Here is a 25,322-nt window from a genome sequence, read left to right as displayed (position 1 = left end):
ATGGCGGCAACCATGGGCTCGGAGGTCCGTTCCACGTGGAACGAAAACAGAACATCTGATTCTAGTCAAGAATCCATTGCTGACGGCGCTCACCATACCGAATGGCGCGGCCAGCGGAACCGCCCGGCACCAAGCAGTGGCCGACTACGAGTAAGGCAGATTCCGGATGCGGCGGCCGGCCGAACCAGTATGCGGCCCCTTGCCCGCCGTGACCCCCGACGGACCGTGACTAATCCAAAATGGCGTCGGGCAATGCAGATGGGTTCCCCATCGCGAGAGCTCGGTAAGGTTGGTCGCACTGAGCAGTGCGCGCAAGTCCGCCACCTCTTGGTCCACGCAGTTGCGGGTGTCTTCGAAGGTTCTGCACAACCGCTCGAGCGCCACGACCTGTTCGCGGTCCATCGCTGCGACCGCTTCAGCCTGCGAGACGTCATCGCGCCATAACGGGTGGGCGTGGCGGCGAAGAACAACTGCCCCGCCGACGAGGAGCGCCAGTTCGGTAAGTTCGTTGCGAGCCTTGGCGCGTACTTTGAGCCCGGCCACGCTCACGCGCGAAGTCACGCTCTGGCGCATGGCGACGCGCCTTCCCTGACCATCGCGCGCACCGGTCTCGATTTCAACGCTCAACCGCCCTTGGGCGTCGAGCGCTCGCAATAACTCTTGAGACGCCCGTTTCGTCACGGTCGCGACCAAATCCTCGCGGGCGGCAAACAGGGCGTCGAAGTCTCTCATCGACCATCGTGCGAGGATCACATGCTCGGGCAGCTTCGATATGGCGTCCTGCAAATAGCCGCGCGCGGCGTCTTCGGCAGCCTTTTCTTCAAACTCACGAACCTCATCGGCGTAGGTGTCGCCGTCATAGAAGTCATGACCGCACTCGTGTCCGATCGCGCGCACACGTTTGTCGCCAGCAGACCAACAAAGCTTTCCCTCGTAGTATTTCGGGCTGTGCGGCGAACAAATGGGACATGGGCTTTTCGGCACGCGCTTGCGAAGGGTTTCAGGCGTGGCGAAATCAGTGAGCGGCTTAGGCGGGTCGTCGGGATCCGGCTTCGTCCATGCGAGCCCCGGAAAAGTCACGGGTGTACCGTGCTTGATAATGTGAGCACGAAACCGTGCGCAGTATGCATCATCCGGGCGCTGATGGAACTTACGCCCAGCGCCGAGTGGCGCGGAATGGGATTGCTTTGGTGACCGCTTGGCCAAGCCTGCGCCTCCAGTGCTGAAGATGACAATCCTTATCACGCCGACGAAACGAATCATCTTAGCGCCGCCTGAGCCAACAGGCGATTGATGTCGTCAGTGCCTCATTGCGACACCGAATACACCCAAATCAGGCTTGGCTGAATCGGACCGTTTAGAAACCGTTCATCGAAGCAGCATCCAATCGGCAGGTGCTCCATCGGGTCGAGAGAACTGCGCTCCATTATGACGTCGGCGTCGGGTCGTCGCCGGCGCACGCGCCTGCTCAGAGTTTGCTGACCATCATACGCGCCGTCGCGGAGCTCTCGTCCAAGGGCGAAGCAATCTGGCGCCGAAACAAAGGCAAGTCCGTCATCCGGATCGCGCGCGTTCGCATTCACAACAACGGCTCGCGAGCTGTGCTGCTGTTTCAGCACAGCGACAGAGATGCCGCCGATCCTTCATTTTCCGAACTCGTGACAGGTGAGACACGCACCGAGCAGAAGGGCCTGGGTGAAGGCGTGGCGGTGTCCGCCCACATGGTCATCGATCTGACGCCGTCTGCACGCAATCCACACGTCTACCAGGCGGTCCTGGAGCACGTGCCGGGTTTGACCAAATACTATGTCGAACAGGCGCTTCAGTCCGTCGTGCGCAAAGTGGCCGGCTATCGATTTGCAGATATCAATGGGCTGTCCGGGCAAGCCTATCCTGTCTTGTCGTTCTCGACGCGTCTGCAAGAAAGCCTCTTCGCGGAGGTCGCGAAAGGCCAGCTCAACCAAATTGTGTTCATCCGGCATGAGCAACTCGGCGACGGATTTGATAACGAGCCAGCTGTCCTTCCCAAGGAAGAGACCTACCGGCTTCAAGCTGTCGCTGAGCGTAGCGGCAAGGGCGTCGTCGCCCTCATGAACCGGCTGATCAAGTCGGGCCGAGACAAAGGCTATACCAGCGCGAAGTTTGTCTTCACCAACGAAGACGGCAAGACCAAACAGCCCACGTTTGACATTAGCCGCGCTGAGAACTTCGAGGCCTTCGTGGCTAAAGCGTCGCAATTCGAGGTCGAGGATGATCTTGCTCAGTGCGAGGCAGAAATTCGCGCAGACGTCTCCCGCAAGCTTGATGCACTATTGCAGCGCCACGTTGCAGGTCTCGCCGCGTGAACCGTCTTCTGACGCCGCTCGTCTATCTCAAAGTCCGTCACCCAGTCAAAATCTGGTATAGCGTCATCTATCCGATCATGTTTTCGGCGCCGCTGTCGGCGCTGCTCGTCTTTGCGCCGATCGAATATACGGTTGTTGGCGATAACGGCCTCGTAGAGACGTTCAACGCCCTGTTGGCGCTGCTGATCGGTTTCTTCATTGCCGCATTGGCGGCCGTGGCGAGCTTCGACCGCGCAGGCATGGACGCTGCCATGCTCGGCGACGGCGCGACCTTGTCGCTTCCCGATCGGAGCGAGCCGCTCGTGCTCACGAGACGGATGTATCTTTGCCTTTTGTTCGGTTACCTGACGCTCGCGACACTTGCGACCTACATTGTGTTCGCAATCGCCAACGTGATGCTGGCTTCGGTTTCGCCGCCGGCCGTTGGACTATCAGCGGGCACTTATGCTCTGGCGCGAGGCGGATTCATCTTCGTCTACTGCTTCTTGATTGGCCACATCCTCAGTCATTCCCTGCTTGGCGTTTACTATCTCGCCTGGCGCACTGTGATCTTCGAGAAAAAGGTGCTCGGTAACGAGTGAAGCGCGCGATTTGCGAGAAGCCGAGCACGTCAAATGTAATGCTTGAAGGGCAACGGCTTCAGCTTTTCCAGATTGTGTCCCGCCGTCAGTATCTCGCCTATTGCGTCAGCAAAGCGCAGCGTCACAGGTTGACCGTCACCATAAATGCAGGCGTTGAAGTTAAGCTTCGTCAGACCAAGCACATCACTAAGCACCGTCTCGATATCGGCATCGCCGCGCTGCACCGAGATTCGATAAGGGTTTGGCACTTCCCATCCGGGGTAGGTTTGCAGACGCGGCACGAAACCGGCAGTCCACAGATAAGCTGTGCGGTCATCCAGAATGAGCGCTGTGCCGCGGGGAAGGTTTAGCGTCGCCTCCACCTCCTCGGTCTTGTCTCTGAAGAACTTAATGTCCTTCGATTTTTGAATCTGGATCGCGCTTAGAATACCAACGCCTTTCGCGCCCCTCTGAAATCCCCGCCACTCATCTGGCGTGAAGCGCGTTCGCCCGTGAATGAACACCTCGGCCGGCGCACGCTTGTGTTCGAGAGCATAGCTTTCAACCACCTCGGCAATGATGCGCTCGGCTGTCTCTTCGTCGAGGTGATGCTCGCCGGCGCGAACGCTATCCCAGGGTCCAAGGTGACCTCGAAAGACGACACCCTCACCCGTCGCCAGGAACATTTGCGCGCCGCAGCATACACGCTGTGACGCGGCGCGGCTTGGGTCTTCTTTATAGACAAGTCCAATATAGCAAACGTCAGGACGAACGTTGGTAAGGCGCCACGGCGGACCAGCGACTTTGTAATAGAGCGTTGTGATCAGATTCCACGCGGTTGTCGCTGGGTCCTGAACGCCGCGAATGAGACCGCCGAATTTGTCGAGAAAGTCGTGCGGCGTCAACGTCGTCTCGCGAATGACCTGGGTGACGACCTCCGCCTCCAGCAGTCTCGCCTTTAGCTGGTTGTGAACATTCAGCTCATACTGATACGGCAACCGCGCCGCTTCATCTTCAGGAAAGAGGAAAGCATCGGCGCTCTTGCGCTTCTGCACTGCGTCGGCTGGTTGCGGTGTCGGAATCCGCTGGCCCTTGGGCACAATTGATTTGGGCCGCCCGTACTTAGAAACATCTTCCGGCAGGACCACGATCCAAAGATCTGGCCGAAAATCCGAGCGGCGTTTGAACTCAAGCAATTCGTTCACAAGCAGATCGACGGTGTCGTAGACCCGCCGATGTTTGTCGTCATAGCGAATGCGCTTTTCGAGTTCGCCGTCGGGCAAGACAATCGATTGGTGCGGTTTGTCGGGCCACGCGATTCCAAAGGCGGCCTGCACACCTGGAAACGGAGAGTGGTGCGCCTTGTCATTGAACGCCGGGATGAAACCCCGCACGGCCGCCATCCAACGGGATAATCGCTCCAATCCGGCGGCAGAACCAATTGCGCCAATGCGAATTTCACGCGCGGCGTGCGGCGCTGCTGGCCCATATAGAAAAAGTCCATCCTTAGGGTGCAACGCGGTTTGACCGAGCCCGAAGGTGAGCTTCGGTTCTTCGACATGAAGGGTTCTCATGTTCATGCGTCACCTTCAGCGTCGTCGTCGGTGTTGCCCTCACCCTCGTCTGGCTCTTCATCGTCAAGGCGAGCGAACGCAGGGTCGTTCATCAAGTCGCTCACATCTAGATCCGCCGCGTCACCCTCGGTGTCTGCAACCTTCCGCGCCTTTCGTTCAAGTACAGTCGATGGCCGCACTGAGAGAGAAGCGACGACTGCTCTGGCGCTGACTGCGCCCAGTGCATCACGTCCGAACGGCAGGACAATCTCGCCCTTTTCGTCGGAGAGATAGGCGGTCATTGCGTAGAGCAAATCCCGCCATTTGGCGTTGAACCACAATTTGCAGTGCGCGCGCCGATAGGATGCGGTCGGCTCCTTTATACCTGTTGGATCGGTATAGATGACGTGGGGCGTGAACTTGAGACGGAGCGGCTCATCGGTCAGCGGCGTCGCCGTGATGCCGAAATGCCAGTCTCTCTCGCGCAGTCCATACATGCCGGTGAGTTTGCGATAGCCAGTGGTGCCGCTTGCGCGCACGAAAGACTGTTTATCGCCCGGAAGCACGCCTGCGGGCATCCACCAAGCATTCTTCTTGTCGCTCAAGGCAAAGGCATTCAAGGAACGTCCCGCCGCCATACGATCAAAGGCTTGCCGCAGCAGGCTTGCGAGCATCTTTTTCGGGACGCCTTTTGCAAACCGAATCCGCTCGTCGCCACCGGCCAAAAAGGTCTCGATCGGCATCGCGTGGTGAAGGCTCACCGGTGTTGTGTCCGCGATGGGCTCTTGGACCTCGTCCCAATCAGCGAACGTCACCAAGCGACGCATGTATCCAAGCATCGGAAGCGGATGCTCCTTGGCGATCGCTGCGGGCTCTGTCTCGATGTTCTTTAGCGGTCTTCCGATCTCATAGAATTTGAGCTCGGCTGGCAATCGCACGATTGGGTGCCAGTTAGACACAAGAATGTCTTCGGCGTGTTCGAGCGTTACTTGCTCCGGCGCGAACGCGGTTTGCCAGCGTTGCAGTGCGTCCGTTGACGGTCCGTCGCTACGGCGTACGCCATCCTTCTCCAGAATATCCAAGACGCGAGCCAACGCATCGGCGTGATTGCCGGCGGCAATGATCGTTCGATTACTTATCGTCGGAGGAAGATCTTCGAAAGGTGCATCATCAATCTTGACTGGAATGACGAACCGGTTGTCGCCCAGTTTCTTTCGGAGCGCGTGCGCGCGATCGAGCTCTGCTCGCACGCCTTCTTTGTTGGGATCGGTCGAGGCTTTGGAGAGGAGGACGACGATCTTGCGGGCGTGGAACCGCAACGCATTGTCGATGTCCAACCACATCTCTTCACCGCCTAACAGGCGCGTGAGGTCGCTCCAGACCGTATATCCTGCGGCCTCCAATCGAGCGCCGTACCATGCGGCGATCGCATTATCGTCCGGATTGGCATGGCTGAGAAACACCACGCCACGATCCTCGATCGGCGCTATCGGCGCACGCCGAGCGTCCGGCGCGTCCAGATTCTTAGATGGTCCTGTTGTCGACATAATCTACAGCGGTGGAGTGATTCTACCCCAACGATAACGTTACGACTTAGTTGCGGGCCTTGAACAGAGCATCACGTTCTCATTGCGCATCGTTCCGGATTCAAAATGTCGGATAGCGTCCGCGGCCTCATCGTCAAGGCGCGGGCATGATCTAATAAGTTCGAACGGCGACAGGGGCCCCTGCGCGTCCCGCGATTGTCGCCTTTGTGCCAGCTGCCATCGTGCTCGCGCGCCTCAAGGGACGGCTCCGCCTCTTCGCCCTTGACCCGCGCTTGCGCGCGATGGCCGAGCAGAGCTTGTCGGGGCGCAGGGCGCCTCCGACAAATTGGTTCGCCCTGCCCTCCGGGCTGGGCCGAACACAGGGCTATTGCTTGAGATCTGAGCCTGGGGCCGACGGCGTCGCCTAGCCCCAGCTTATGAAAAGAGATCCCGCTGGCCGGGCAGTGTTTCGGGTCGGGATTGTTTTTGTTTTGGGCCGGCGCTCCGCTTTGCCAGCGCCACCTTCTTGGCCAGTTTCTGGTGGCGCCGTTTCCGATCGAAGGTGCAGCGCCCTTGGAATTGCAGCAGCGCCGCTTCAAGCGCCTCCATTTGCGACTTCTTCCAATACACCCGACGTCGGAGCACGACGGGCGCTGGAAAGTCGGCGATGTCGCTGCGCGCTGCACGCCAAAGCGTCCACCGGCTCACGCCTAGATCGTCCGCGACCGCCTTGAGCGGGAGATGATCCTTAAGCTTCATCGCGCCCGGTAAGGTCTAAGTTCGACGTCCCTCGTTACAAGGACTCTGACCGGCGCACCGGCGCGCGCCCGCAAAGTCGGACGCACCGTCAGTTCTCGGTCGACAATGCGCGCGCCGGTTTGCGCAGCTTGCTGTGCGGCGGCGTCGCCCACGGATTGGGCCAGCGTGCCCTGTTCATCTTCGTCTTCGGCTTCATTGGCGATGACGCTGATGATGGCGGACAAACCAATCGCGATGCCGAGACGATCGAGATGATGATCCGTCCGGTCTCGGAGACCGGCGGCGCCGGTTGGATCAGACGCGTTCATCTCCCGCAGGTTGATGGACCACCCATTGGGCAGGATGAGCCTATTCCAAACTAGCACCAAGCGGCGGTCTCCATAGGTGACGCCATTGTCGTACGTGCCAAGAAGGCGCGCGCCTTGGGGAATGAGCAGGTGCTGACCGCTCACCGTGTCATAGACCGGAGCGGTCACTTGCGCGATGACGCGCCCCGGCGCGTCCGAATTAAGCGCCGTCAACAGAGCAGCGGGAATGACGTCGCCAGCCTTAATCTCATAGCGCGAGCCTGGCGGCGTCAGACGCGCATTGAGCCGCGCGTCCGCATCAACCTCGGACGCTGCCGCGCCGTCCTGCGTAAACAGAATCGCAGATGCGCGCGCCACCGTTTGAGGATCGGGTTCCGCGCGGCCGCTGGCGACGTGTTGGCCTGCCTCCGGCGCGCCGCCACCCCACACAGCATCCTGCGGCGCCGTTAGCCCGGGCGTCTCCTCGGACGCGAACAATCCATCTTCGTAACCGGCCGGCATCACGAGATCGTTGGCGCCATATTGGTCGCTGGCGCCGCGAATGGATTCCGGCGGCCCACCCGCGGCCGCGACCGCGGCCTCCTCCTGCGCCGCCCTGCGATCAGGCCGCTCCGAGAGGCCGTACACCAAGGCAAACACAATCACTGTCCCCGCCAGTAGCGCGCCAGCGAGCAACACCTTGCGCGACAGGCGCTTTGGCGATGGCGGCTTGGAGCGCAACGCGAGTTGCGGCGGCGTCTGCGCGCTGGCTTGCGTCGCCGTGGTCATCGGCGGCTCCCGTGGCGCGCGCGTGAAGTGCGCGGATCGGTTGGATTGCGTTCAATGCGCACGACGATCGGAGACCGCACGCCGAGACGAAGCTCGCCCACATCAAAAACGCGGTCCACCATGTAGCGCTGGCCTGACGGCCCCGCTTGGACTCGGTAGTTCACGAGTTCGGCGCCCTCGCCGGTCACCACGAACAGCGGAGGCAGTTCCGCCGCGACGATGTCCGCCGCGAATTCTATCCAAGTCCGGCGGCCATCGTCGAACACGCGCGTCGGTATCCATGGCGGACGCCGCCCCTGCGTCGTGCGGATGCGATAAGCGAGATTGATCGCGTCAATCGGCGCCGCACCTTCGCCCCCGGATGTAGCCGGATAGCTCCAGGCGATCTGCGCTGAATACGCCGTGCCCGCCTGTGAGAGGGCCTCGATCAGGTAGGTGCGGCGGTCCGTTATCAAGACGATGTTGGTCCGAAGTCCGGCTGCGTTCGGCTTCACTAGAACGATGGTGCGCGCGTCGCCCTCGCTCTCGCCTTCGGCCTGACTGACCATCCAGCGCGACGTGTCGCCAGCAGCGATGTCTGCCAGCGTCTCACCGGGCTCCAGCAAAATGGTCGAGACGTAGTTTGGATTGGCGTAGACCTCGTAGAGCGCCCCAGGCTCGTACGCATAGACGTGACGCGCTTGAGCAAAGCCATCCCGTGTTGGGCTTTGCCGCGCATCGCGATTGGCGGCAGCGAGAACTTCGACCGGCGTCTCACTACGCGTTCGTCGCGCCTGCGCTGACGCCAAGTCGGCGAACGCGCAAGACGCAATGAGCGCCAAGCCGACACTAACACAAGCGCTCCTCATCGTTCACGGCTCCAGGAAAAGTCAGAGATTAAGAGTCCAAGGGGATTGTTGGCGATTTCATCCGCATTGCGCGGCGCACGTGTGGTCACCGTGAAGACGCCCGTATAGATCTCCGGGTCAGTCGTGCCGGTCGCATTGGTGGCGCGTTCGACCCAAGAGACTTCCCAGGCATTGTTCGACCGCGCGATGATGGAGCGGATGTGCACGGTGCGGCCCACGCGCCCGAGGCTGAGGAACGGATCGTCCTGACGCGCAATCTCTGTGAGCTGGGCCGCCGCCTGCGGCGTGAGGAAGCGATAGGCTTGCAGCCAATTCTCCCGCAACACCACGCCGTCCGTTGGCAGGGATCGCACCAAGCGGATGAAGTGGCCTAAGTGGAAGGCGACCTGCGCATTGCTGGGCGACCAGCGGCCATCAGCGGCGCGCACATTCATCACTTGGCCTTCCGGCGCCACTTCGACCACGTGTACAAACGTGCGCTTCTGCAGCGCCACCGCTGTAAGCGAGGCGCCTAGGATCGCGGCGAGCGCGAGTGAGCAGAAGGCGATTCCGCGCCAGGCGCGCGCCGAGAGCACGGCCGATCCCATGCGTGCATCCCATTCTTGCTGGGCGCGGCGATACGGTGTGTCGGCCGGTTCTGGCGCATAAGACCGCGCCGGCGAACGAAATGGAAAATTCATGGACTCCCCCCGCTCTTCGATGCGGGCTTGGGCTGCATGCCCGCATAATTGATCTGCGCCGGACGCGCGCCACTCGCGCCGCCACCACCTCCACCGCCCCGACTATTCGGACGCCGGCCCGCGATAGCTTTCCCAGCAGCGCCGAAGGCTGCGCCCGTAAGCTTCAGCGCCGGTCTGGCGATCATGCCGCCGAGCATCGCGCCGCCAGCCGTGGTGAAGGTCGCGCCAATGCCAGCGCGAACGGCGTCTGACCCGGAGAGATGCGGTTGACCAGACACCACCTCGCTGGCGAGCTGAGGCGCAAACCACGCGAGCGCAAGCACGGTCAAACCGAAGAAGAGCACCTGCAGGCCGCCACCATCATCGAGCACGAATTGCGGCGGCAGCGTCTCGACGAAAGTGATGGAGACGGAGGCAATGAGCGCCAGCACGAAAAGCCGGATGGCACAGCCAGCCACCCAGCCGAGTGGACGCTCCGCCACCCAGGCGGTGCCGTTGAAAACACCCCATGGAAGCGCAACGAACGCGGCCAAGGCACCAAGCTTGAAGGCGATCAGCGACACGAAGAGCTGCAGGGCCAGGACAAAGAAGCCCAGCGCCACGAACAAGGCGGCGATGAAGATGAGCAGCATCGTCAGCGTGTCGGTGAAGAAGTTCATGCCTTCGGCGAGGGCGACCGTGCGCCCGAACATCTCGATGCCGATCTGCCCTACGCGTCCGGGATTGTGGAGCTCCGCCATCGTCATCGAGCCGCCGCCGGCATTGAGGCCAAGCTGTGCGCCGGAGCGCACGATGATGCTCGAGAGGCTTGCCCAATTGTTCACGAGGAACGCGAACAAGCCGACGAACAACACCTTGCGGAAGAACGGCGCCATCGGCGCTTCGCCCGCGAGCGCCCATTGCGCGCCAGCCAGCGTGATCGAAATGACGATCAACGCGTTCAGCACGTAATTTACGTCACCCTGGATCAGCCCGAAGCCGGAATCGGCGACGGCCAGAAACTGGTCGAGGAACGAATTGACCGAGGCGGGATCCATGGTGTGTGCCTCTACTAGTCGTCGAACGCCGAGCGCGCGGACGCGGTCGTTGCACTGGCTGTTGTGGGGAAGGCGCGACGTTGAATTTCACGGGCGCGATCTTCTCGCGCGAGACGCTCCATGCGCTCGGTCTCAAGCGCGCGGCCTTGCGCGATCAATAACGCGTGAATCTCGGCGAGCTGGGAAGCCTGAATGCCGAGAAGCTGATTGCCGGCCTGGATGGCGCCGGTCTGCCCCTCCGCGCCGGTCGACGATTGCATCGCCCGGTCGATCCGGCCGCGTGTTGTCGCGATCGATTGCGCCGCGCGTGCTTCAGCGGCCATGGCGCGTTCGAGGCTTTCGCGGCTCTCCGCCTCCCAGTGGCGCGATTGCGACAGTACGCCTTCGAGATCGAAGTCTTCCCAGGTCTCCGGATAGAGCGTGCGAATATTCTCGCCCAGACCATCGACTTGAAAAGCAATGCCGCGCGCGCTGTCAAATAAGGCGCGCGCCTCGGTCACCGATTGCGACAATTCCGGCGACAGCTGCAGCGGGTTCTGGCGCAACATGGCCGTCGCCTGCTCGATCTGGCGGATTTGATTATTGATCTGCTCTAACGCGCGTGTCGCCTGCAGCAGGTTCTGAGCCAAATTGGTCGGGTCGATCACGGTCAGCTGCGCACGCGCCGGACTTGGCGCCGCCATGGCGAGCGCAACGACTGTGACACTCGTGGTGATCCATCTCCAGACTCTCATCTTCACCCTCCTATTCTGCAGCCACGAGTTGCTCGGCGGGCCCAGCCGAGGCGTTAAAGCGCCGAACAGCGTCAGCCGCGTCGCGCAACCCTTTGGTTTCCAGCCACGCGGCCGCAAAACTCTCTGGCGCGCGTGCAAGCACAGCATCGATGGCTTGATGATCTTCCGGACGTGAGGCGGCGACAAAAGCGAGTGCGGCGGCGCCCAAGCCCAACTCGAAAACGCGGCAGCCTTCACGCGCGCTCAGATAATAGTCCCTTTTCGGGATACTGTTGGCGATGAGATCAATCTGTCGTTCATTGAGTCCAAGCGCCGAATAGAACGCTTTCGACCGCGGCTCGCTGGCGCGGTCATTGGGCAGGAAGATGCGCGTGAGGCACGCTTCGATGATGGTGGATGCAATCGGGGAGGCTTCCACGTCCGCCAATTCCTGGCTCGCGAACACGACCGCCACGTTGCGCTTGCGCAGTGTCTTGAGCCAATCCTGAATTTGCGCCGCGAACGCGCTCTCTTTCAGGAAGAGCCAGGCCTCATCGAGAATGAGCAAGGTCGGGGCGCCGGTGAAGCGACGGTCGAGCACATGAAAGAGCGCCGGCAGCATAGCGCGCACCGCTTGCGGGCGCCGCATCAGATCTTCCATCTCGAACGCCTGCACCCGGCCAAAGCCCAAGCTCGACTGATCGCGGTCCAACAATCGGCCGTACGGCCCCGCATGGGTGAAGGGCTGCAGCGCCGCGCGTACGCGCGCGTCTTGCACCAAGGCCGTGAACATGGTGAGCGTGCGGTCTTCGCGGGGACGGCTGGCGAGGATGTCTAGCGCACGCCACAACTCGGCGCGAAGCTCGGGCGTCACGGGCACGTTCGCCGCGACCAGGAGATCTCCCAGCCAGTCGAGCGCCCAAGCCCGCTCGCCATCGTCATCCACCGCCTCAAGCGGCTGCAAGCCAAGCGCATCTTCTTCGCCCAAGTCGAAGAAGTCGCCGCTAAGGCCCAAAACGGCAGCGCGGCAGGAGCGTCCCTTGTCGAAGATATAAACTTGCGCATCGGCGTAGCGCAGCCATTGAGCCGCGAGCGTGGCCAGCAACACGGATTTACCCGCCCCGGTTGGACCAACCACCATGGTGTGACCGACATCGCCTGCATGCAGATCGAGCCGAAAGGGCGTGGCGCCATCAGTGGCGGTCATCATCAACGGCGGCGCGTTGAGATGGTTGTTCTTGAGTGGTCCCGCCCATACCGCGCTGGTTGGCATCAGGTGCGCCAGAGAGGGCGTCATCAGGATCGGCCGACGCACATCGGCGTAAGGCTGGCCTGGCAAGGAGCCAAACCACGCCTCTACCGCATTCACGGTCTCCACGTGCGTGACGAAGCCCATGCCGTCGGCAACTTGCTGCACTTGCCGTACGGCTTCGTTGGCCGCTTCTTCGCATTCCTCGGCAATCGTGATGGTGAGCGTGGCGTAACCGGCGGCGACGGCGTCGGCTCCAAGCTCCTGCAGCGCCATGTCTGCGTCTTCGGCTTGGTTGGCCGCGTCATTGTCTTGCAGCGTGCTCTCTTCGCGAAAGAGCGCCTCGCGCAACATGGTGAGAAAGCCTTTGCGCTTCGAGAACCAGCGCTTGCGGATTTTTTCCAATTCGCGGCGCGCTTCTTCCCGGTCGAGCGGCAGGAAGCGCGTCACCCAGCGATAGGAGATCGGCAGCCGATTCAGCGCATCTAGCAAACCTGGCTCGGTCTCGGTGACGAACGAGCGCACCGAAATGATCCGGAGATGGCGCCGCCCAAGCATCGGGGCGAGCCCGCCCAGCAAAGGCGCATCCGGCAAGAACGTGTCGAGATGAAACGGTGTGGTCGGCACAGCCACGCGGTGCGGACGATCGGAGACGCAATCGTGCAGATAGGTCAGCGTCTCCTCATCACTGAGCCACGTTGCATGCGGCATGATGATTTCAAGCAAGGACAGGAGCTGATCGGTCTCCTGCTGAAACCGTTCGAGGTGACGCCGATAGTCAACGGCCTCGGCGCGTGTCTCGCCGCCCTCAAACAAGAGGCTTTCGAGTTTGCCTTGGCGCTCCGCCGGCGGCAGCCAGGTTATGGTGAGAAAATACTGGCTCTCAAACCGCGCGCCTGCGGTTTCGAACACAGCACGCCGTTCTTCATCGATCAGCCAAGATAGCGGATCGGGCCAGCGGCTCTCAGGATAGCCGAGCGCTGGACCGCGGCGCGCTTCCACATGGAGACACCACCCTGACTGAAACCGGCGCAGCGCATTGTTGATGCGTCGGCTCGCGCCATCCAGCTCGGCCAATGTCGAGGAATCGAGATCGGGCCCGCGAAACGCGAGCGTGCGTTGAAACGCGCCGTCTTTGTTGAGGACGATGCCCGGCGCGATGAGAGCGGCCCACGGTAAGTAGTCCGCGAGGGCGGCGCCTGTTTGGCGATAGTGCGAGAGTTCAAGCATCGCTCATCCCTTCACACGCTGAAATATTTCGGCTTGGCCAAGTGACGCGGCCAAGTCTCCAAAAACCAAGGATCGCGCGTGGCAGCCCAAGCCGCGCCCGCTTGCAGCGCGGCCCACAACGGCAAGCCGATGAAAGGCTGCTGCAGCCCCAGACCAATCGCAGCGCCGATTGTGGCGTTCAGGATCGCAAAGGCGCGCGGCACGCCGCCCATCAGAATCGGGCGCGTCAACGACACGCGCAGTGGCAGGCGATAGGTTTCGGGCGTGTTCTCCATCGATCAGATCACCGCGCCGCCGGCGAAACCAAAGAAGTCCAGAAAGAACGACACGGCCGCGAACATGACGGCAATACCAAGCCCAACGAACATCAACTTCCTGATGCCGCTGCCGCCTTCGGAGAACATGATGCCGATGCCAGCGACAACGATGGCGATCACTGCCGCGGCGCGCGCAACGGGACCGGTCATCGAGTCGAGGATCTGTTCGAGCGGACCTTCCCACGGCATCCCGGAGCCGGAGGCATAAGCTGGGCCCGCCAGGGCGAGCAGCAGCAGCGCCGCCCCGCCAAGCCTCACTGCGCGCGCAACAGCGCCCCACCTATTCATTCTCATGTTGCTCCCCCTTCCAACGACTGAAGCTCGTAGGTGTCGCCCACGACGCCCTTGACCTCGATAATTTCGGCGATGGCGCGACCTGTGGCCGTGCGAGCGATAAAGACGATCATGTCCACGGCGCTGGCGATGAGCCGGCGCGGCGGATGCGCCGTGGCTTCCATCGCCAAATCCTCCAACCGCGCGAGCGCATCGGCAGCGGAATTGGCGTGCAGTGTGAGAAGCCCACCGGGGTGGCCTGTATTCCACGCTTTCAAGACTTCGAGCGCCGCGCCATCGCGCACTTCACCGACGACGATGCGGTCCGGACGCAAGCGAAGCGTCATCTGCACGAGATCGCGCATGGTGACATGAGGGTCGGTGCGCTTGGTCAGAAGTTGCACACTGTTGGGGCTGGCGCATTGAAGCTCAGCGGTGTCTTCCAGGATGAGGATGCGGGCCTGGAGGAATGCGCTCTCGGCCAAAAGCGCGTTCAGCAGCGTTGTCTTCCCCGAACCCGTGCCGCCGGCGACGATAATGTTGCGCCGCGCTTCGACTGCGCGGGCGAGCCGCTCGGCCTGCTGCGGCGAAGCGATGGCGTCCGCCACATAGTCTTGCAGCGTGTAAATGCGCGACGGACGCTTGCGGATGGCGAGCACTGGCGCCTCGACCAGAGGCGGCAAGAGCGCCTGAACGCGCGCGGACGAGTCTGGCAGGATCGCCGCGAGCGCGGCCCGATCGGCGCCCACCGCGTCACCTGCTTCATGCGCCAGCAGTCGGATCGCGGTTTCCCGATCAGAGGCCGGCAGCACATGCTCGGTCGTCACCAGGCCGTGGCCCACCCGATCGAGCCACACGCGGCCGTCGGCATTGATGAGCGCTTCGACGACGTCGGGAGCAGCCAACGCATCCGCGATCGCTGGACCCAGCGCGCGGGCGAGCGCCGAGCGGCGCCGCTCAAGGCCGATGGTACGCGCGCCGCTCACGGCGCCATCTCCGCGTCCTGTCCGGCATGGTTGAGTGCAATCTCGCTCAACCGCTGGCCCAGATCATCGCCACCGCCGGTTGCGGCCAGCTCGTTGGCCAATGCGTCGATGAACCGTGCGAAGCGTGCTTCGGCGCTCAACGTCGCGCTCTCTTCTAGATCGGCGTCGAGCGGTGGATTGTGTTTCAGCCACACATGCACAAACAGCAGCAAAGCTGCCTTGAACTGCGTTTGCTCCCAGATCAGTTTATCCAGCCGCGCCTCAATGCGATTGAGCTGGCGCTTGTTTGTTGCGTTCTCAGCCTTGATCGCCTCGTCCGAACCCGACGCGACGCGCGCACGGATGAAGTCGGCGATGATGGCTGATTCCGACCGGCTCTGGCTCGCCGCCATCCGCGAAACAGATTGCGCCAGGTCAGGCTCAAGATAGGTCTTCATCGGCACCAGCGACATCTAGAGGCCCTCCGCACGAAGCCGACGCTGCGGCGGCGCATGGACCGCTTGTGCAGGCGTGATCTCGGTCGTCACGGCAGGTTCAACCGGCGACGGCGTTTGCCTGTCTGGGGCACGAAAGCCGCTGAGTGCGATCTCGGAAATCTTCGGCGCACGCGGTTGGCCGCCTGCCGCCGGTTCAGTGATGAAGAGTTCAGGCTGCGTCGGCGCGGCCGGCTTCGCGGGGCGCGCACGAGCGCCCTTTTCGGCCTGACCACCGGTCGCAGGCTTCCGTGCGGTCGGCAGGCGTCCGATTGGAGCGACGTTCTCCCAATCATGCGTCACGGTCAGGGTCGGCGTGCCTGAAGCCGCTGGGCGCATGCGTTTGGCGAACAACGGCTCGGTGTCGAAACGCAACTTCTTCGCGCGGATGGGTTTTGCGCCCGCGACGAAAATGAGCTGCTCATCGCGCGGCAATTTGCGCACGTCGGCCGGGAGCAATAACGGTCGGCGCTCCTCACGATAGGTCATCGTGCCCTTATGAGGACCGAACAGCGAGCGTGGACGCTGTTCGGTGCGCACCGGACGGACTTCCCAGACTTCACCAGTCATCTTGGCAATGCGCTCCGCGGTCTCGGGATCCGCCGCGGAAAACGCCGTCACCAAATGACAATTGTCGATGATGACATTCTCACGCCCATAAGCGCGCGTGATGTGATTGAGCGATTGGCATGCAATCGACACCTTGAAGCCATAGCTTGCCATGGCGCTCATCATTTTTTCAAAGAAATCGATGCGCCCGAGTTGCGGGAATTCATCCAACATCAGCAGCAGCCGATGCTTCTTCGGCCGGCCCGCACTGTCTTCCGTCTGATGCTCCATAAGCGAACGCGCGATTTGCGAGATCATCAGGCGCATGAGCAGCATAAGGCGCGGCGCATCGCCTGGCGGAGGCTGCAGATAAAGCGTGACCGGCTTCTCGTCACACATGAGATCGCCAATGCGGAAATCGGAACGTGACGTCTTTTCCGCCACCAATGGATCGGCGAAGAGCCCGAAGAACGATTCCGCCGTCGCCTTGATGCTCGACCTCAATCGCTCCTCACCGGCGAGGTAAGATTCCGCGGCGTGGCGCACCTCGGGATGCACCTCCAGCTCGTTCGTCTTCGGATTGCGCCGATGCAGAGTCGTGCGCATCAGCTCGGCCGTGCGATCGAGGTCGCGGAGCTTCTCTCGAACCACCGCGAACGTCTTTCGTTCGGGCGGCTCTGAATAGAGCGTGTCAAGTATTGAGCCAGTCAGAATGGCCTTGGCGGTTTCGTTCCAGAACGCTTCCGCGCCACGCGCCTCGCCACGGCTATCGACAATGATGTCGACAATGTTTTGTACGTCACGGACTTCGTTGGAACCCGGGCGGACTTCGAACAGAGGATTGAAGTAGGCGGAAGCGGGATCGGTCGGCGAGAAGCGTATGACGTGGCCAAAAGTGGCGCGGAATCCCGAAGTGCCCGGAAACCCATGCCGCGGGTCGCCGCGGTCAAGCTCGCCCTTGATGTCGAGCACGACCGCGGATCCATCCCACGCGAATAGTGTCGGCACGATGTGGCCGCGCCCCTTTCCCGAGCGGGAGGCGCCAATGAGCAATTGATGGCCCGGTCCGTTGTAGGCCAGGATCTCGCCTTCGAATTTTCCAAGCACACAACCGGTCTGATCGAATAGATCAGCATCTTCGAGATCCGCGAACTTGGCCCAGGCCTGTTCGCCAAAGGTGGGGAGCGAGCGCTTTACATTGAACGCGAGCGCGGCGATCACGACGCCAGCTATGAACCCAAGGAGCACAATCAGCCGCGCGATCGCAAACGGCTTGGGGAAGTTGTCGCTCCAACGCTCAGTCCAGCTGAACACCGACCAGGGGGCGTAGACCTTCACCCCGTTGAGCGAAAACAGCGGCGCGCCTAGCGCGGGCTGAGCGTTGAAGGCGTCTGCGATGAACTGCGTTGCCAGACTCGCGCCAAGCACGCATACGCCGATCGATATCGCAATGATGACAATCGCGCGCATATCCCATTCGCCGTCGCACAAGCGCCGTGACGGCGAGTGCACACTCGCAGAAAAGCCGAGCGTTGCGGCGCAGTCGAGCGGCGGGAAAGCAGGGGCGCGGGTGTATCTATTTCTCGTTCGATGTGAGTGATGCGCGTGTCACACGCGCAATGGGCGATTTTTTGCGGAGACTTAAGGCGCGAACATGTTTCATGCGTTGAGGCATCATGCGCCAAAGATGTCTTCCAGGTTGATCGCCCCCGTATAGATCGCGTAGGCGACCGCTTGCGTCCGCTTGACCGCGTTGAGTTTGCGTTTGGCGCCCTCGATGTAGCCGTTCACGGTTTCAGATGAAATGCCGAGGATGATAGCGATGGCCTCGTCGTCTTTGCCACGGGCGACCCACACGAGGCACTGCCGCTCTCGTCTCGCCAGCTTGATCATTGGGCGGAGATCCTCCATCGGCCCCTGTATTCTTCGGCCGGCCTCGTATGCGCATGCGGCTAATGCGCCGGCACGTTGGACGCGATCGAAGTCGATATCGTCATATTCGGAGACTAGAGAGCATGAGGCCGAAAAGCGGTTTGGGCCATGCAGCGGAATGGTCACGCCATACTTCAATCCGTGTTGAGCCGCCTCCTCCAGAATGAGCCGCTGATCCGGGTCAATGGATTTCAAGAACTTCGGGTCGGTCCAGAGGAACGGCTGCGCGGTTTCGCGTGCAAACAGATAGACGGCGTCGCGGCGCCAATATTTGCTTGAGGCAAAGCGGATGATCCAAGGCTTTGGGTAATTGTGCAGCATTACTGCGCCCTTTGGCGGCGCAGCGGGATTGACGTGCGAGACGAGCGCGAAATAGCGAAAGCCAAGGCGTTGAAACTCTACCTCCAGCAGATCGGCGAGATCCTCCAGGATCCGAGCGCGGGCGCACTGGTCGGAAAACCACCAATCGAGTTTGGATCCGGACCCCAACGCCCTCTCCCGCGACCATAGCCTGACCACGTGAGATGGTGGCGAGGCGAGTAGACTAACTCCCTCAAGTCCAGGTTGTACAACCCCGAAAATGCATAACTGATATCTCAGATAGAATAGGGACGCATTGCAGCCGGTCGATTTTGAGGCTCGATGGCTTGAATGCCAACCCGTGGGTGGGGCCCACGCCTAACCTCAAAACAGCTAGAAGCCCCTCACGGGCTTCGGTGGAGCACGCGACCAAAACAAAGGCCAAGAAAACATCAAACAGCTTCGCGATTTCCATCCTCAAGCTCCAAAGATGTCTTCGAGATTGATCGCACGCGTGTAGATCGCATAGGCGACCGCCTGCGTGCGCTTGACGGCGCGCGGGTCTCGAACAACTGCCGCCTCCCACTGACCCGACCAGCCAAAGCCGAAGAAGAACCCCTCCTCAAGTGGAGCGTTGTGCAGGAAGAAGAACGGCAGATCTCGGTTCGACGCCCGCCCGCCCTCGGTGGTGAGATCAACAGAGGCAGTGTAGTCGAAAATCTCTGAGAACGCATGCCGCGCAATCGTGAGCGCCTTGGGCGGCATGATCGCTTCGCCCATGCTGACCGGCGCCAGTTCCGCTCCGGTGTTCTTGAATGTTGTTGTGTGCTCAAAAAGCGCCACTCGCGCCGAACGTGCGGACCTCCCGCGTGACGGTGAGGCCCCTCTTGTGTCTCATCTCAACCCGCCCGTTCGCGCCGCCGCCCCTGCGCGTGATCGTCCAGTCCTCGCCGAACTCCGCACTCAGGCGAACGCCATCGAGCTTGAATGAGAAACCCGGGCCCGCACCGAATGCATGCTGGAGGCGCCCATCCCCGGGCAGCCACGCTCCTTTGATGTTTATCGCCGCCGTCATGGCGATGCCGGTCCGGCCGTTCGCGAGTACTGAAAGACACGAGACGCGTTCTGCGCTTGTCTGGTTTCGATGCCCGCTTCGAGCGCGTCCGCGCCCGTGGTTTCGAAAGTATCGCCGCTGAAGGCGTCGACGAAACGGTAGCGAGCGTGCGCGTCGAGACCGCGCAAATTGAAGTGGCGATTTTCTTTTGCGTCAACTCCTCTGAATGTTTGCACAAATCCCGATTGATCGTCTGGGTCGTGAAATTGCCAAGCGCTCCAGCTGTTGAGATCACCCGGCTGGTCCGTGAGCGCGTAGTAATCCTCCATGAGATAGAGCCTAAGGCGCTTCCACACGTCAAAGTCGCGCATGGCGTTGGCTCTCATGGCCGGCGGCCAGAGGTCGAGCCGCCCGCCCGTACCAATCGCGCCGGCGAACATGTGTTGGGTGCTGATCCTATCCGTCTCGACCGGATGCTGCACAGGCGGCGCGTAAGCCACGTAATTGTAGCTGCCCGGCAAGAGGTGGCTCAGCCCAAACAGATGGAAACGGACGATCGCGGAATCCACTGTGCAATCGCTGATCCACATGGTGTGAAAGCGCCGCACGGTCTCCAAATCAATGCGCCGCCCTCCGCTTGAACATCCTTCGAGAATCACGTCCGGATGGAGTGTGCGCAGGAGATCGAACGCGGCGTAGAAACCTTGGATGTATTTGAGCTGCGTGATGCCGCGCCGACCCGGCTCGTCAGTAGCGTTCCAATAAGGCAGCGGGTCCAGATTGCAATCGTAGCGAATGTAGCCAACGCCGAAGTCTCGGATGTAGCGTGAGATGAGTTCGACAACGTAATCTTGCACGTCGCTGCGCGCGAAATTGAGGAGACCAAAGCGCGTCGAAAACCAGCTCTCTGGGAGCGACGTGCGAAAGTCTTCCGTCCAAGGCACGTGCCCAAACCAAGGCGGGCGGCCATCCTCGCCATTGCCGCGCCCATAGTCCCAAAGCACCCACTCAGGATGCACGCTGGCAAGGGCTGAGCCCTCCGCGACGCGCTCTGGCTCGAACCACAAGCCAAACTTCATGCCCTTGTTGCGCACGTGATCGGCGAAGGCGCGAAGGCCGCTGGGAAATCTCTTCTCGTTTACGTCCCAGTTACCCAGGCTTACGAACCAATCGTCACCCTTGTACCAGCCCGCATCGAGCAGAAAACATTCCTGACCGAGCGCCGCCGCCTCATCGGCAACCCGTGTCAGCAGCTCTTCATCGAATGACCCGCCCAAGCCAAAGAACGTGTCGTAGGTGGCGATCGGCGTGTACTCCGCATCGCTAAGGCGCGGCGCGTAGTGTTCGCGGATCAAGCGCCGCAATTGGTTTGATCCCTCGCTGAGTTCGCCCTGATAAAAGCCCAGCAATATCGTGGGACCTACAATCTCCTCACCGGCTTCAAGCGACAGATTGAGATCCGCAATCTTGCCACGAATGTTGAGCGTCTGCTGCATAGGGTTTGCGCGCACCACGGCACCCCATTGTCCCGACCATCCGAGGGCGGCGAAGAGCCCTTCGTGGAGATCGTCCTTGTGCACGAAGAAGAACGGCATATCCTTGCCCGAGGATCGCCCGCCCTCAGCACCCAGTTCGACCATGCCGTGTTCGACCATGGACGGCGTCAGCACCTGCTTGCGCAATGCAAACGCCCTGGGCGGCAAGCAGCCATCCGATGCGCCGCCGCCGAACGAATGAACCGTCGTGCTGGTGCGCTCCGCTTCGACAAATACGATGTTGAGCGGTTGAAAGGAGCTGATTGGATCAAGCAGCTGTTCGCTCAAATTCTGCAGGGTGAGCTGATACTCGATAGCTCTAGGCCCCACTGCGCGAACGGTTCTCGTGACGCGCAGGCCGCTCACATGGTCAAACACATAGGCGTCGCCGTCGCCGGTTGCCTGGTGTTCGCCGGCGCTCCATGCCGCATCGAGCTCGGGGCCATGAGCCTTGCCTTGATAGAAGAAGGAAAAGCCCACGCCAGGCGAGAGCAAGCGCGAAAAACGCGTCTCGGACTTTGCCCAAGCGGGGCCTAAGTTGGCGCGATCTATTGTCTCCCTGGCGCGGATCGAATTCATCAATAGGTCGCTCTGCCGCCGGAACAGTCAAACACCGCGCCGGTACAATAGGAACACTCTTCCGAACACATCCACGCCATCAAGGCTGCAACCTCTTCGGGTTGTCCGGGACGGCCCATTGGTATCTTCGCTTGGAGCTCCTTCACGAACGCGTCGTCCATTTGCCTTAGAAGTTCGGTCTCGATTGAGGCTGGACAGATGCAATTGGCGCGGATGTTTTCCTTGGCGAGCTCTTTGCCCAGCGCTTTGGTGAACGCGATCACGGCGCCCTTCGAGGCCGCGTAAGCGGAGGCTTTCGCATTGCCCTCCTTGCCGCCGATCGAGGACACATTGACGATGCGTCCGTAGCCATTGGCGATCATGTGCGGCACCACCGCCTTGCAGCAGTGGAAGACGCCATCAAGATTGATGTTCATGACCGCGCGCCAGCTGTTCAGCGGGTATTCCCAGGCGTTGGCCGTGGGTCCGGTAATCCCTGCGCTCGCCACGAGGATGTCGATCCTGCCGAAGGCGTCCGCGACCTCCTTTGCGGCCGCTTCAACGGCATCGGCATCGGTTACGTCGAGCTTGCGGACAAGAACTTTGACGCCTTGCAGCATAAATTCTGCCGACGCTGCAGCGAGTGCAGCTTCATCAAGATCCCACAGCGCAAGCCGCGCGCCACCCGCGGCAAGCCGCTTCGCCGTCGCCAAGCCCAACCCGCGCGCGCCGCCGGAAATAATAGCGACTTGATTTCTGAAGCGTTGGCTTTCGAGCGCGCTCATGCCCGCATTTCCTTTGTAACGTAGGAATGGATGTCGACGGCGAGCAGAGCGGACCCAAGCGCGGCGATCGCTGTCGCGGAGCTCGCAAAGGCCCAGATGTGATCACTCTCTTCGAGGCTGCGCGCGCCCTCTGCCGCGTCGAGCACCGGGCTGTGATACTCAACTTCACCGAAGCCGAAGCCGTCCCACAGCTGCAGCACCTGGTCATTGCGCGGGGCGCCATGAGGATGGTCGCCATATTCGCGATCATGCCGCACGGGAAAATCGCGCACGATAAGGGAGGTGCGGCCATCGCTCAGACGGCGCACGAAGCCTGCGCGCCCCGTTGTGGCCTTTGCGCTCAAGCCTAACTTAGCGTTCGCTGCTCCACGAAAACGCCAATGCACGTGATCATCACGGACGGTCCAGTCGCTGTGGTTCGGGCTATATAGAAGTAGATCTTTGCCCCTGCCTGGGTTGACCGGCGCGATCGCGCGGGCATCGACCTCTGCCTGCAGAATGTGCCAGAGGTCGACGCGGCCAACCTTTGCGCCTTCTTCAATATCGAGCCGCCAATCCGATCGTACGCCGACATAATCAACAGGCCGCATGAGGGCGTGGCCGTGTGGGAGCGGCGGCGGCGCAAAGGAGATTGTGCGGCCGACGCGGATGGGCAATGGCGGCGCGTCCGTGGTTGTAGGCAAACTCACGGCGCCCGCAACACTGAGGGCATTGGCGCCAGCGTCCACGAACACGTAGGCGCCCGGATCGGATTCTTTGGGGACGCTGTTGTTGGAAAAACTGACCCAATCGGGCGCGCCGCGCCAATGATAGCGAAGCTCGGGCGCAAACCAGAGCCTGTCACCGCCAATACCCGCCGCAAGCACCTCAGGACGATGGATCACAACCTCAGTCTCTTCGAGACGGGGATGGGTGTAGAGTAGGTTTTCATCGCGCTCGCTAAGACTGAGGCCGATGAGGCGCGCACCGTGCGTGGTCAGCGCCATGCAGCCCTGATCGCACGCCGCCTCGACCGGGATATTCGCCCGCTCAAGGGCTGCAACGGTTGCGGCGAAGCTTCTCATTGATGAAATACGACAGAGCGGCCGCCATCGATGACAATGTTCTGCGCGGTCAAAAATCGCGCTTCGTCGGACGCCAAGAAGACAGCCGCCCAGCCGATCTCTTCGGGACGCCCGATGCGTTTGACAGGATGGAGCGCATCGGTCTCCGCGCGCATTTTTTCTGGATCGGGGGCATCGGCGAAGATTTTCTCGACGATCTCGGTGCCAATATAGCCCGGTGAAATCGCATTCACGCGAATGTTGCGGTCGGCATACTCAATAGCCAGCGCGCGCGTCAGACCTACGACCGCATGCTTTGCCACCGGATACGGAAAGCATTTCGGGATGATCTGGGACGCATGCACCGAAGCGATATTGATGATATCGCCCTTCCCCAGTTCCAAGAGGTGAGGCAGCACTGCGCGGCTGCAATGCCAGACACCATCGGTGTCGACGGCAAAGCAGTGACGCCAATCTTCCACACTGGTTTCGAGCGGGTCGCGGAAGACGGCGATGCCGGCGTTGTTCACGAGCAGGTTGGGCGGCCCAAGCTGTTTCACCACCTCGGCAACCATGGTGTTGACGGAAGCGGGATCGGCGACATCGACCTCGACGAAGCACACCTGAGCGCCCGACGCCGCCAATTCATCGGCGGCTTCGCGCCCGCGTTTGGTGTTGATGTCGACCAAGGCGACGCGCGCGCCCTCAGTGACGAAGCACTGCGCGATCGCCCGCCCAATACCTTGGGCGGCGCCTGTTACAATCGCCGTCTTACCTTTCAGTCGCTTCACGCCGGCCTCCCTATTCTGCTCATCGCCGTGTCTTGCGCACGACTTTCTAAACCTCTCGAAAGTTGTCTTGCTACCTGCGGCGCGCACCCAGCCTTTGGTCAAAGAAATTCACGATTACGCGCCACGCCTGTTGATGTTCTGGAACGCTTGGATCGACGATGCCTTGAGCGAAAGAACAATGTGTCGCCCCCTCCCACACATGAAGGTCAGCATCCCCGCCGAGCGATACGAGGCGCGCGTGGGTGTGAACGACGTTCGAGAGCGAAAAATCACGCGTGCCGCTGATTAGAAGCGAAGGCGGAAACGCGCGCAGCACGGTGTCGTCGCCAACGGGCGACACTAAGGGATCAGCTAGATCAGCGTTGGCGAAGTACGGCAAGACGCCGGCCCGGGACGGCGCTCGCCCTTGCCAAAGCGCACCGATGGCATCGCCGTCGCCAAGGCGACCGTAACCAGCGCCCGCGCCAAACATGCCCAGAGCGCCGGGCCGCGGCAAGCCATGGCGCTGAAACCAAGCGACGCTTTCCGCGCCAAGAATTGCGCCCGCTGAACACCCAAAGATCCCGATATTCTCGGGACGATAGTCCTCAAGGAGCGCTTGATACACCGAGGCGACATCCTCGCTCGCCGCCGGAAATGACGCCTCCGGCGCCATCCGATAGTCGATCGTGATGATCTTGAACCGGCCAAGGCTAGCGATCGGCACGGATTCCATCTGCCCGCCAAGGCGCGCGCCGAACATGAAGGCCCCACCATGTAGATTGATCAGCACCCGGTGCTGATTGCGCGAGGAGACGCCAGATTGAGGCGTCACCACATCGGTGTGCACGTTGTTGATCAGCTGCGGCGTGATGTCGACGGCAAACGTTTCCCGCAACCGCACGAGCCCAGGGATCAGTAACTCGTTATCGACGCTCTGGCGAAGCGACACGCTGCTTGCCGGAGAAAATGCGCGATCAGAAGCAGCCCTGTTCTCGATGTAGTTTGCTCGCGCCTCCGCGCTTGCGATTCCCGAGTAAGGGACGACCGCCGCAGGGAATTCCACAGCAGCCTCGTCAATGTCCTGCTCAGTCTCGAAAGAAGCGGCCGAAGACGTCATACTCAGCACCAGAAGCATCAGAACAATCGAAAATCGGCGCGACATCGCTGG

24 protein-coding genes are annotated in these 25,322 nt (G+C 61.3%); 2 read left to right on the top strand and 22 right to left on the bottom strand.

All coding sequences use genetic code 11. The annotated features are described in order from the left end of the window. Window positions 1–144: 144 nt before the first annotated feature. Complete coding sequence (locus tag DSM104635_RS08895) at window positions 145–1,263, bottom strand: hypothetical protein (RefSeq protein ID WP_158765861.1); 1,119 nt, start codon at window positions 1,261–1,263, stop codon at window positions 145–147. Between the two features lie 338 nt (window positions 1,264–1,601). On the opposite strand from DSM104635_RS08895, the gene DSM104635_RS08890 reads away from it, so the two are divergent. Together DSM104635_RS08890 and DSM104635_RS08885 are read left to right on the top strand one after the other, a co-directional pair. Next, on the top strand, window positions 1,602–2,345 hold the full coding sequence (locus DSM104635_RS08890) for a hypothetical protein (RefSeq protein ID WP_228445989.1): 744 nt from the start codon (window positions 1,602–1,604) through the stop codon (window positions 2,343–2,345). After that, a complete protein-coding gene (locus tag DSM104635_RS08885) occupies window positions 2,342–2,926 on the top strand; it encodes a hypothetical protein (RefSeq protein ID WP_158765859.1) in 585 nt (194 codons plus the stop codon). The genes DSM104635_RS08890 and DSM104635_RS08885 overlap by 4 nt, the downstream gene beginning before the upstream one ends. A gap of 29 nt (window positions 2,927–2,955) precedes the next feature. On the opposite strand, the gene DSM104635_RS08880 is transcribed toward DSM104635_RS08885, so the two are convergent. The 21 genes from DSM104635_RS08880 to DSM104635_RS08780 form a co-directional block, all read right to left on the bottom strand. Continuing rightward, entirely contained in the window at window positions 2,956–4,110 is a 1,155-nt protein-coding gene (locus DSM104635_RS08880) for an argonaute/piwi family protein (protein WP_158765858.1), read from the bottom strand. A gap of 371 nt (window positions 4,111–4,481) precedes the next feature. Next, on the bottom strand, window positions 4,482–5,921 hold the full coding sequence (locus tag DSM104635_RS08875; protein ID WP_158765857.1) for a toll/interleukin-1 receptor domain-containing protein: 1,440 nt from the start codon (window positions 5,919–5,921) through the stop codon (window positions 4,482–4,484). A gap of 498 nt (window positions 5,922–6,419) precedes the next feature. Continuing rightward, the gene (locus DSM104635_RS08870; RefSeq protein WP_158765856.1) at window positions 6,420–6,593 is read right to left on the bottom strand and encodes a hypothetical protein; all 174 of its coding nucleotides are present in this window, start codon (window positions 6,591–6,593) and stop codon (window positions 6,420–6,422) included. 146 nt (window positions 6,594–6,739) lie between these two features. Then, window positions 6,740–7,819, bottom strand: coding sequence for a TraB/TrbI/VirB10 family type IV secretion system protein (locus DSM104635_RS08865; protein WP_158765855.1), 1,080 nt, complete (start codon window positions 7,817–7,819; stop codon window positions 6,740–6,742). After that, the gene (locus DSM104635_RS08860; protein WP_158765854.1) at window positions 7,816–8,667 is read right to left on the bottom strand and encodes a TrbG/VirB9 family P-type conjugative transfer protein; all 852 of its coding nucleotides are present in this window, start codon (window positions 8,665–8,667) and stop codon (window positions 7,816–7,818) included. The genes DSM104635_RS08865 and DSM104635_RS08860 overlap by 4 nt, the downstream gene beginning before the upstream one ends. Continuing rightward, on the bottom strand, window positions 8,664–9,347 hold the full coding sequence (trbF, locus tag DSM104635_RS08855) for a conjugal transfer protein TrbF (RefSeq protein ID WP_158765853.1): 684 nt from the start codon (window positions 9,345–9,347) through the stop codon (window positions 8,664–8,666). Before trbF ends, DSM104635_RS08860 begins: the two co-directional genes overlap by 4 nt. After that, the gene (locus DSM104635_RS08850) at window positions 9,344–10,384 is read right to left on the bottom strand and encodes a type IV secretion system protein (RefSeq protein ID WP_158765852.1); all 1,041 of its coding nucleotides are present in this window, start codon (window positions 10,382–10,384) and stop codon (window positions 9,344–9,346) included. Before DSM104635_RS08850 ends, trbF begins: the two co-directional genes overlap by 4 nt. A 14-nt stretch (window positions 10,385–10,398) precedes the next feature. Further along, window positions 10,399–11,118, bottom strand: coding sequence for a P-type conjugative transfer protein TrbJ (gene trbJ / locus DSM104635_RS08845; protein ID WP_158765851.1), 720 nt, complete (start codon window positions 11,116–11,118; stop codon window positions 10,399–10,401). Window positions 11,119–11,128: 10 nt separating this feature from the next. Continuing rightward, on the bottom strand, window positions 11,129–13,576 hold the full coding sequence (trbE, locus tag DSM104635_RS08840) for a conjugal transfer protein TrbE (protein WP_158765850.1): 2,448 nt from the start codon (window positions 13,574–13,576) through the stop codon (window positions 11,129–11,131). Between the two features lie 11 nt (window positions 13,577–13,587). Then, window positions 13,588–13,851 (bottom strand): VirB3 family type IV secretion system protein, encoded by a 264-nt coding sequence (locus DSM104635_RS08835; protein ID WP_158765849.1) that lies wholly within the window; start codon window positions 13,849–13,851, stop codon window positions 13,588–13,590. Between the two features lie 3 nt (window positions 13,852–13,854). Next, the gene (locus DSM104635_RS08830) at window positions 13,855–14,187 is read right to left on the bottom strand and encodes a TrbC/VirB2 family type IV secretion system protein (RefSeq protein ID WP_228445987.1); all 333 of its coding nucleotides are present in this window, start codon (window positions 14,185–14,187) and stop codon (window positions 13,855–13,857) included. Next, window positions 14,184–15,152, bottom strand: a complete 969-nt coding sequence (gene trbB, locus DSM104635_RS08825) for a P-type conjugative transfer ATPase TrbB (RefSeq protein ID WP_158765848.1) — start codon at window positions 15,150–15,152, stop codon at window positions 14,184–14,186. Before trbB ends, DSM104635_RS08830 begins: the two co-directional genes overlap by 4 nt. Beyond that, complete coding sequence (locus tag DSM104635_RS08820) at window positions 15,149–15,604, bottom strand: hypothetical protein (protein WP_158765847.1); 456 nt, start codon at window positions 15,602–15,604, stop codon at window positions 15,149–15,151. Before DSM104635_RS08820 ends, trbB begins: the two co-directional genes overlap by 4 nt. Next, the gene (locus tag DSM104635_RS08815) at window positions 15,605–17,644 is read right to left on the bottom strand and encodes a type IV secretory system conjugative DNA transfer family protein (protein ID WP_158765846.1); all 2,040 of its coding nucleotides are present in this window, start codon (window positions 17,642–17,644) and stop codon (window positions 15,605–15,607) included. A 204-nt stretch (window positions 17,645–17,848) separates the two neighbouring features. Further along, window positions 17,849–18,595: an autoinducer binding domain-containing protein gene (locus DSM104635_RS08810; RefSeq protein WP_158765845.1), complete on the bottom strand. Its 747-nt coding sequence runs from the start codon at window positions 18,593–18,595 to the stop codon at window positions 17,849–17,851. A gap of 288 nt (window positions 18,596–18,883) precedes the next feature. Continuing rightward, the gene (locus tag DSM104635_RS08805) at window positions 18,884–19,249 is read right to left on the bottom strand and encodes a hypothetical protein (protein WP_158765844.1); all 366 of its coding nucleotides are present in this window, start codon (window positions 19,247–19,249) and stop codon (window positions 18,884–18,886) included. A gap of 228 nt (window positions 19,250–19,477) precedes the next feature. Then, window positions 19,478–21,574 (bottom strand): alpha-galactosidase, encoded by a 2,097-nt coding sequence (locus DSM104635_RS08800; protein WP_158765843.1) that lies wholly within the window; start codon window positions 21,572–21,574, stop codon window positions 19,478–19,480. Next, window positions 21,574–22,338: an SDR family NAD(P)-dependent oxidoreductase gene (locus DSM104635_RS08795; protein ID WP_158765842.1), complete on the bottom strand. Its 765-nt coding sequence runs from the start codon at window positions 22,336–22,338 to the stop codon at window positions 21,574–21,576. Before DSM104635_RS08795 ends, DSM104635_RS08800 begins: the two co-directional genes overlap by 1 nt. Continuing rightward, window positions 22,335–23,402, bottom strand: a complete 1,068-nt coding sequence (locus DSM104635_RS08790) for a hypothetical protein (protein ID WP_158765841.1) — start codon at window positions 23,400–23,402, stop codon at window positions 22,335–22,337. Before DSM104635_RS08790 ends, DSM104635_RS08795 begins: the two co-directional genes overlap by 4 nt. Further along, window positions 23,399–24,172: an SDR family oxidoreductase gene (locus DSM104635_RS08785; RefSeq protein ID WP_158765840.1), complete on the bottom strand. Its 774-nt coding sequence runs from the start codon at window positions 24,170–24,172 to the stop codon at window positions 23,399–23,401. Before DSM104635_RS08785 ends, DSM104635_RS08790 begins: the two co-directional genes overlap by 4 nt. A gap of 70 nt (window positions 24,173–24,242) precedes the next feature. Beyond that, window positions 24,243–25,316 (bottom strand): alpha/beta hydrolase fold domain-containing protein, encoded by a 1,074-nt coding sequence (locus tag DSM104635_RS08780; RefSeq protein WP_158765839.1) that lies wholly within the window; start codon window positions 25,314–25,316, stop codon window positions 24,243–24,245. Between the last annotated feature and the right edge of the window lie 6 nt (window positions 25,317–25,322).

This window comes from Terricaulis silvestris (genome assembly GCF_009792355.1).
GTDB lineage: Bacteria > Pseudomonadota > Alphaproteobacteria > Caulobacterales > Aquidulcibacteraceae > Vitreimonas > Vitreimonas silvestris.
This window is presented reverse-complemented; position numbering and strand designations above follow the sequence as displayed.

Coding starts and splice junctions, on each gene's coding strand:
- DSM104635_RS08790 (WP_158765841.1), bottom strand. CDS start 23,402: ATGAGAAGCTTCGCCGCAACCGTTGCAGCCCTTGAGCGGGCGAATATC.
- DSM104635_RS08870 (WP_158765856.1), bottom strand. CDS start 6,593: ATGGAGGCGCTTGAAGCGGCGCTGCTGCAATTCCAAGGGCGCTGCACC.
- DSM104635_RS08850 (WP_158765852.1), bottom strand. CDS start 10,384: ATGGATCCCGCCTCGGTCAATTCGTTCCTCGACCAGTTTCTGGCCGTC.
- DSM104635_RS08815 (WP_158765846.1), bottom strand. CDS start 17,644: ATGCGCGCGATTGTCATCATTGCGATATCGATCGGCGTATGCGTGCTT.
- trbE (WP_158765850.1), bottom strand. CDS start 13,576: ATGCTTGAACTCTCGCACTATCGCCAAACAGGCGCCGCCCTCGCGGAC.
- DSM104635_RS08835 (WP_158765849.1), bottom strand. CDS start 13,851: ATGGAGAACACGCCCGAAACCTATCGCCTGCCACTGCGCGTGTCGTTG.
- DSM104635_RS08820 (WP_158765847.1), bottom strand. CDS start 15,604: ATGTCGCTGGTGCCGATGAAGACCTATCTTGAGCCTGACCTGGCGCAA.
- DSM104635_RS08860 (WP_158765854.1), bottom strand. CDS start 8,667: ATGAGGAGCGCTTGTGTTAGTGTCGGCTTGGCGCTCATTGCGTCTTGC.
- DSM104635_RS08795 (WP_158765842.1), bottom strand. CDS start 22,338: ATGAGCGCGCTCGAAAGCCAACGCTTCAGAAATCAAGTCGCTATTATT.
- DSM104635_RS08895 (WP_158765861.1), bottom strand. CDS start 1,263: ATGATTCGTTTCGTCGGCGTGATAAGGATTGTCATCTTCAGCACTGGA.
- DSM104635_RS08865 (WP_158765855.1), bottom strand. CDS start 7,819: ATGACCACGGCGACGCAAGCCAGCGCGCAGACGCCGCCGCAACTCGCG.
- trbF (WP_158765853.1), bottom strand. CDS start 9,347: ATGAATTTTCCATTTCGTTCGCCGGCGCGGTCTTATGCGCCAGAACCG.
- DSM104635_RS08780 (WP_158765839.1), bottom strand. CDS start 25,316: ATGTCGCGCCGATTTTCGATTGTTCTGATGCTTCTGGTGCTGAGTATG.
- DSM104635_RS08800 (WP_158765843.1), bottom strand. CDS start 21,574: ATGAATTCGATCCGCGCCAGGGAGACAATAGATCGCGCCAACTTAGGC.
- DSM104635_RS08830 (WP_228445987.1), bottom strand. CDS start 14,187: ATGAGAATGAATAGGTGGGGCGCTGTTGCGCGCGCAGTGAGGCTTGGC.
- trbJ (WP_158765851.1), bottom strand. CDS start 11,118: ATGAGAGTCTGGAGATGGATCACCACGAGTGTCACAGTCGTTGCGCTC.